This window comes from Roseiarcus sp. (genome assembly GCF_052145395.1).
In the GTDB taxonomy this organism is placed as follows: Bacteria; Pseudomonadota; Alphaproteobacteria; order Rhizobiales; family Beijerinckiaceae; genus Roseiarcus.
The window spans coordinates 1-6,555 of the sequence record NZ_JBKQOT010000291.1 but is presented as its reverse complement, the minus strand read 5'-3'; the positions used below and the strand labels follow the sequence as shown (position 1 = coordinate 6,555).

9 protein-coding genes are annotated in these 6,555 nt (G+C 68.5%); 2 read left to right on the top strand and 7 right to left on the bottom strand.

Annotation, left to right across the window (positions count from 1 at the left end; translation table 11 throughout):
* Positions 1-332: 332 nt before the first annotated feature.
* On the bottom strand, positions 333-725 hold the full coding sequence (locus tag ACLP25_RS09760; protein ID WP_442469004.1) for an MAPEG family protein: 393 nt from the start codon (positions 723-725) through the stop codon (positions 333-335).
* A 73-nt stretch (positions 726-798) separates the two neighbouring features.
* A complete protein-coding gene (locus ACLP25_RS09755) occupies positions 799-1,113 on the bottom strand; it encodes a hypothetical protein (RefSeq protein WP_442469003.1) in 315 nt (104 codons plus the stop codon).
* Between the two features lie 115 nt (positions 1,114-1,228).
* Between ACLP25_RS09755 and ACLP25_RS09750 the strand changes: the two genes are divergently transcribed.
* A complete protein-coding gene (locus ACLP25_RS09750; protein WP_442469002.1) occupies positions 1,229-2,515 on the top strand; it encodes a PucR family transcriptional regulator in 1,287 nt (428 codons plus the stop codon).
* A gap of 35 nt (positions 2,516-2,550) precedes the next feature.
* Here the strand turns inward: ACLP25_RS09750 and ACLP25_RS09745 are convergent, their stop codons facing one another.
* Both ACLP25_RS09745 and ACLP25_RS09740 read right to left on the bottom strand, forming a co-directional pair.
* Complete coding sequence (locus ACLP25_RS09745) at positions 2,551-3,081, bottom strand: hypothetical protein (RefSeq protein ID WP_442469001.1); 531 nt, start codon at positions 3,079-3,081, stop codon at positions 2,551-2,553.
* Positions 3,078-4,019, bottom strand: a complete 942-nt coding sequence (locus ACLP25_RS09740; RefSeq protein ID WP_442469000.1) for an SDR family NAD(P)-dependent oxidoreductase — start codon at positions 4,017-4,019, stop codon at positions 3,078-3,080. The genes ACLP25_RS09745 and ACLP25_RS09740 overlap by 4 nt, the downstream gene beginning before the upstream one ends.
* Positions 4,020-4,192: 173 nt before the next feature.
* Between ACLP25_RS09740 and fabI the strand changes: the two genes are divergently transcribed.
* Entirely contained in the window at positions 4,193-4,951 is a 759-nt protein-coding gene (gene fabI / locus ACLP25_RS09735; RefSeq protein WP_442468999.1) for an enoyl-ACP reductase FabI, read from the top strand.
* A gap of 13 nt (positions 4,952-4,964) precedes the next feature.
* On the opposite strand, the gene ACLP25_RS09730 is transcribed toward fabI, so the two are convergent.
* The 3 genes from ACLP25_RS09730 to ACLP25_RS09720 form a co-directional block, all read right to left on the bottom strand.
* On the bottom strand, positions 4,965-5,372 hold the full coding sequence (locus tag ACLP25_RS09730) for a cupin domain-containing protein (protein ID WP_442468998.1): 408 nt from the start codon (positions 5,370-5,372) through the stop codon (positions 4,965-4,967).
* Between the two features lie 24 nt (positions 5,373-5,396).
* Positions 5,397-5,609, bottom strand: a complete 213-nt coding sequence (locus ACLP25_RS09725) for a hypothetical protein (protein WP_442468997.1) — start codon at positions 5,607-5,609, stop codon at positions 5,397-5,399.
* A 67-nt stretch (positions 5,610-5,676) separates the two neighbouring features.
* Positions 5,677-6,555 (bottom strand): DNA recombination protein RmuC (locus tag ACLP25_RS09720; RefSeq protein ID WP_442468996.1); only part of this gene is annotated, 879 nt, incomplete at its 5' end.

Below are 6,555 nucleotides of genomic sequence, written 5' to 3'. Positions count from 1 at the left end.
GTTCGCGGCCCTCCGCAGGTTGGAGGGGGCGGAGGTGATCGCCGGATCGGCGAGCGACGGTCCGGCGAGGACGCATGAGGATCCGGCGGCAAGAAGCAAACGGCGCAAGGTCACGAGGTCCTTTGGCTGATGACGGTCGGCCGCGGCTGAAATCCGTGGGCGGCGCGGTTCAAAGATAGAGATGCGGCCGATTTGCGTCCAGACGGACCAACCGACGTTGGCGCTGCCGCCCTTTGGACGCGGTCGCTTGCCCGTTTAACAGTCGGGAATCCGCGTCCACCCGCGATCAGCCATCGCGGCCGGTCCAATGGACGGCGCCGGCCCAGAGGCGTTCAGCGCACGACCTCCCAGAACAATCCGCAAACCGCGACGAATCCCAGGACGAACGCCAGGGTTCGAACGAAGGGCGCGCCCGCGAGATACACGACGGCGTGGATTACGCGCAGCCAGAAGAACGATATCGCCCAGAAAGCCGTCATCGCGTTCTCTTTGCCGGCGACATGGGCGATGAGAATGAGCGCCGCGAACGGGGCGAAGGTCTCGACGGCGTTGATATGGGCCCGATTGGCTCGCGTCCCCCAGAGCGGAACCGGGCGCGGCGCCGGATCGGCGTAGTTTGCCGGCGTCAGCAAGCCGTTCGTCTGGACCTGGCAGATGATGTAGGGAATCCACAACGACGCGGTGAGCAGGGCGGTGTAGGCGAGATAGCGCAGTTCGGCGGTCACGTTGCCCTCCCGCGACTTGGTGGCTTCGCGGCGCCGGGCGCCGCCCGCCTTAGGGGCGACGCCCGGCGAAGTGTCACATGTCCATCGCCTGGGCGATTTCGATCGCGCCGCCGGCCTTAAGGAGCGGGCACCCCTTGGCCTTGGCGTGGGCGTCCTCGATGCTCGACGCCTCGATGAGGCTATAGCCGCTCGCGGGGTTGGCCCCGCCGTTGTCGACGAGCGAGCCATCGGGCTTCACCGTGTAGGACTTGCCGACCGGGTTACCGCCGTCGATCACCGCCGCGCCGAGGCCGCCAAACCAGGCGCCCCATGCGTTCATCACCTCCTGCACTTCCTTGGGGTTCGTTGGATGGCCGCCGCCGTGGTACACAAACAGATACTTTGCCATTGGAGTCTCCTTGGTCAGCGGAACGAGGACGCCCCTTGGCTAGCACTGTCCGGGTGGCCGGCCCATGGCGAGTCCGGCGGCGGAAATCGGGTTGGGACTGTGAAGAGTTCACAAGATGACGGACGCCGCGCGCGCCAACCGCGCCCTGGTTGAGACCCTGCAACGGCTCGCGAACCTTCGCGTCATCCCGGATGTCGGCCCGGCTCTGCGGCGCGCGGCCGACAGCGTGGAGGACGCCTTGCGGGACGCGGTTCTGGCCGAGGTCGCCGCCTTCTCCGACAGCCGCAATCCGCAGGTCCTCCCGGACCTTAAGGATCATTCGAGGGGGCATGTCGCCGAGATCGCGCGTCTTTTCGAAGGCGAAGAGCCCGGCGACTTCGCCTTCGTCAGGGCGCATGCGCGCCGGCGCGCCGAGCAGCGCTTCCCGCTCGAGGTCACGCTGCACGCCTACCGCTGCGGACACCGGGTCCTGTCGCGCTGGCTCAGGGACGCCGCGACGGCCCTCCGTCCCGAACGCGCGCGGGAATCGGTCGATGCGATCGCCGACTTTGCGATCGAGTATACCGATGTCATCAGCGCCGTGATGACGTCAGAATACGTGGCCCACACCCGCCTGATCGAGGCGGCGGAAGGGGATCGGGGAGCGGAGCTTCTCAACATTCTGCTCAGCGGCTACGACGAGTCCGACGGCAGGATCGCCCGACTTCTGAAATCGGCGGGCTATCTCGACCAGCGCCAGTCCTATTGCGTCGTCGGCGTCAGAACGCCGATCGTGGGCGAGCTGGAAAATCCGGAGCGCGCGCAACGGCTCCTGTCCGCGCTCGCCGATCTGTTCGCGCCGACCAGCATCCGGATTCTCGCGGGCTTGCGCAATTCCCGCGTCATTGCGGTCATGTCCGCGCTGCGCCGGCAGTCGGGCTGGACGGCGCCGCAAACTGATCTCGCGGACCGCCTGAGCGAGCTTCTGATGCAGCTCGGGCCGTCGGTCCTCGTCGGCGTCAGCGCCGACCGGCCGTCGACCGCCTGGATTCCCAAGGCGCTGAGGGAAGCGACGGCCGCGCTCGATTTCGCCAGCGTCGACCGGCGCGTCGTTCCGTTCTCTCGGCTCCCCGTCCGCAGCCTGCTGGTGCACGCGGGCGGCGAGTACGTCCGCTCGACCGCGCCTGCATGGACCGCGGCGCTGATCGCCGCGGACGCGAAGGCCAACGGCGCCCTGACGCGCACGCTGTCGGCGGTCGCCGACGCCGACCTCAATGTGCAGAAGGCGGGACGGCGGCTCGATATCCATCCCAACACGATCTATGCGCGCCTGCAGCGCATCCGCGACATTACCGGCCTCGACGGGCGCCGCTGCCATGATCTTGTCGAACTGCTTCTCGCCGTCGAGTGCATGCGGATTTGAGCGCGCGCGCTCCCGAACTGGCGGTCGGCCATCGTTCAGGCCCTGACCGCCCGCCAGGTCGGACCGTTGGGCCCGAACGCCGGCTCGATGCGGAACTGGTCGGCGGAGGTCATCTTGCCGAGCGGGATCGCCTCGTCCGGCATGACGAGCGTCGCCTCCTCGCCGAGGAACATGACCACATGCCTGCGCTCGCTGAGGATGGTCCGGGCGAGGCTGCGCAGGCCCGTGTAGTAGGGCTCCTTGCGCCACGCGCCGGGCAAGCCGGGGTCGACCTGACCGTAGACGAATCCGTTCGCCGGGAAGATCGACAGCACGAATTTGGCGTGGTCGGGGCGCCAGGCCTCGGGAAGCTTGCCGTCGCTCATCCACAGGCAGAAGAAATTTCGGCACTGCGCCGGCGCCTGCTCATGGATCTTGCAGCCCTTCCCCGGCGCGCATTCGCGGCACCAGACGCCCGGCGCCTTCTCGAATTCCGGCAGCGCGTAGACCTTGCAGCAGAGCGTGCAGGGCCCGCACGCGCGCCCCGGCGCGGCCCGGTAGGGCGTGACGACCATCGTCGAAGTCATGGGCTTTCCCGTCGAGAAGAGGCGGGACCGCTAGCGCGGCGGCGCGGCGCTGGCAAGGCGCGGCGCTCTCCCGCCCGCGCGGCGGGGGGACCGGCGATGGCCCGCGCAGGGGGCGCGCCCGTCCTACCCAGTCGTCCACCCGGCCATGTCCGCCGCGGCCGCGGCGGCTTCCGCTTCGGCGAGGTCCGTCCGCCAGCGGGCGGCGACGAAGCGCCGGCCGGTGACGCCGTCCGACCGCTCGGAGGCGAGCCAGACGACCGGCGGGCCATAATCGCCGGGTCGAGGGCCTGCGCCCTGAGTTCGGGCGCGACGCCGTCCGGGATCATGCCGGTCAGCGTCACCCCGCCCGGCAAGAGCGCGTTCACCGTCACGCCTGTCCCCGCGAGGTCCTGCGCCCAGATGATGGTTTCCGAGTCGAGCGCGGCCTTGGACGGGCCATAAGGCGAGAAGCCGCGGCGGCGCATCGTCTCGTGGTTCATCGAAATGTTGACGATCCGGCCCCATCCGGCGGCGATCATCACGGGCGCAGCGGCGCGGGCCATCAGGAAAGGCCCCACGACGTTGGTGTCGATCACCATCCGCCAGGTCTCGGGCGCGACGTCCCAGAAGCGGGTGGGCTCGGTGATGAACGTCTCGCTGACGTACTTCATGCCGCGGCCGGCGTTGTTGACCAGGACGTCGAGCCGGCCGAAACAATCGGTGGCCGCGGCGACAAGCCGGGCGCAGTCGCCGTCGCGCGTCACGTCGGCGACCATCGCAACAATGCGCCGCTCGCCGCAGCGCCGCTCGGCCTCGTCCGCGACCGCCGCGATTTCGGCGTTCTCCCGCGCAGACGAAACAATCACGCGCGCGCCGGCCCCGGCGAGCGCCAGCGCCATCGCGCGGCCGATGCCGCGCCCGCCGCCGGTCACGATGGCGACGCGAGGGTGAAGGGACATGTTTCGCCTCCGTTTCGTCCAGGCAAGGTACGCGCGAGATCTATGCGCTTGCGGCGCAAAGTCGACCGGCGGGCCGACAAATCGTCGCAGACGCATCGCCCTCGCCGATTGGCGATACCGCGCCCGGCTTCCCGGTGCTACACGCTTCCGACCGTTCGAGCGGGGACGCGGCGATGTTGAAGGGCAAGAAGGGGCTGGTCGTCGGCGTGGCCAACGACCGCAGCCTCGCATACGGCTGCGCCCGGCATTTCCACGCCGAAGGCGCCGATCTCGCGATCACCTATCTGAACGCGAAGACTGAAAAATATGTCCAGCCGCTGGCAGAGGCGCTGGACTGCGAAATCGCGCGGGCCTGTGACGTCAGCGTTCCCGGCGAACTCGAGAGCGTGTTCGAGGAGATCGCCGTAAAGTGGGGGCGCCTCGATTTCGCGCTCCATTCAATTGGTTACGCCCGCGCCGAAGACCTGCACGGCCGGGTGATCGACTGCTCGTCCGAAGGCTTCGCGCACGCCATGAACGTCTCGGTGCATTCGTTCCTCAGGATGGCGAAGCTCGCCGAACCTCTGATGACGTCGGGCGGCTGCCTGCTGGCGCTCACCTACTACGGCGGCCAGAAGGCGATGCAGCATTACGGCATGATGGGTCCGGTCAAGGGCGCGCTCGAAACCGCGATCGCCTACATGGCGCTGGAGCTCGGGCACAAGGGAATCCGGGTCAACGGCATCTCACCGGGGCCGGTGGCGACTCGCTCGGCCTCTGGACTCAGGAATTTCGACGAATTGCTGGACCATACCGCCAAGCGCTCGCCCGAACACCGCCTGATCACCCTTGACGACGTCGGCGCACTGGCCGCGTTCCTGGTGAGCGACGGGGCCAGCGCGATGACGGGCAACATTTCCTACGTCGACGGCGGCTATCACGCGATGGGGTGATGGGCCGCCGCGTTCAGGCGGATTTCTCCGCCGAGAACAGGTATTCGACGCCGTCGAACGAGTCGACGGGGAAACCGTAGAAGAACCGCAAGAGCTGCGCGCCCGTCTGCCGGATTCCGTGCTCGGCCATCCCGGGGATGAACACCGCCGAGCCCGCCTTGACGGCCGTCTCAGCGCCGTTCAGCGTCACGACGCCGGTTCCGGCGAGGACGTAGTAGATTTCCGGCGGCGCGTGGCGGTGAAGGCCGAGCCAGTCGCCGGGCCCGAGATCCGCGACGCCACAGGTGATCCCGTCGGTCGGCGTCCCGGGGCGCGAGAACAGGGTCCGCCAGCGGATGCGCCCCCTGACCGGGTCGTCCCAGCCGTCGAGCGCCGCGTCGGCCTCGTCGAGGACGAGGGGACGGTTTGCGGTTTCGCTCACAGGCCGACCACGAAGAGCTTCAGGTCACGCGACATGCTTGCGGAACATCCACTCGCGCGCGCTCTCGATCTGCTCCTCACGCCCGATCGGCGACGCGTGCGGCAGCGGCAAATCCGCCTCGCCGAGCAGCATCAGCACTTCTCCGAAGGTCATGCCGCCGAGACGCCGGCGCAATTCAAGCGCCGTCATCTCGCCTCGGGAATAGGCTTCGAGCGCCTGCCGTTGCTTGTCGTCCATGATGCGCCTTTCTAAGCCACGCGAACCCTCCGCGCCAGCCGTCGGTGAGACCGCCTGAGACCGCCCCCTACTCCGCCCCCCGCGCCACCTTGAGCGCCTCCGTCGACTCCCCCTTCCGCGAAAAATCCATCAACTCGATCCGCTCGCCGCGCCGGGCGATGCGGGCGCTGGCGGCGCCGATTCCGGCGAGGTCCTCCTGGGCCCGGCGGAAGTGGGTCTCGAGCTTGGCGGCGCGCTCCGTCAGCATCCGCACGTCGTTGATGAGTTTTCCGACCTCGGCCTGGATCGCCTGCGCCTCGTCGCGCAGGCGCGCATCGCGCAATATCGCCTGGGCGACGCTGATCGCCATCATCATCAGCGTCGGCGAGACGATGACGACGCGCCCCCGGTGCGCCTTCTGCACCACGTCGTCGAAATGCTCGACGAGGTCGGAATAGATCGCCTCGGAGGGCACGAACATCAGCGCCACGTCCTGCGTCTCGCCGGGCAGAAGGTAGCGCTCGGCAATGTCCTTGACGTGCTTCATCACGTCCGCGCGCACGCGCGCCTGGGCCCCCTTCCGCGTCTCCTCGTCGCGCGCGGCGCGAAGCGCCGAAAAACCTTCGAGCGGAAACTTGGCATCGACCGCGAGCAGGCGGCTGTCGCCGGGCAGGCGGATGACGCAGTCTGGACGGGTGCGGTTCGACAAGGTGAACTGGAAGTCGTAGGCGCCCGCCGGCAGGCCGTCGCGCACGATCGCCTCCATCCGCCCCTGGCCGAAGGCGCCGCGCGCCTGCTTGTTGGCCAAAATGTCCTTCAGCGACACGACCTCGCGCGTCATTTCGGTGAGGCGCGCCTGCGCCGCGTCGATCACCGCGAGGCGCTCGTTGAGCTTGCCGAGGTTCTCGCCGGTGCGGCGGGTCTGATTCTCGATCCCCGCCCCCAGCCAGTCGGCCATGCCCGAAAG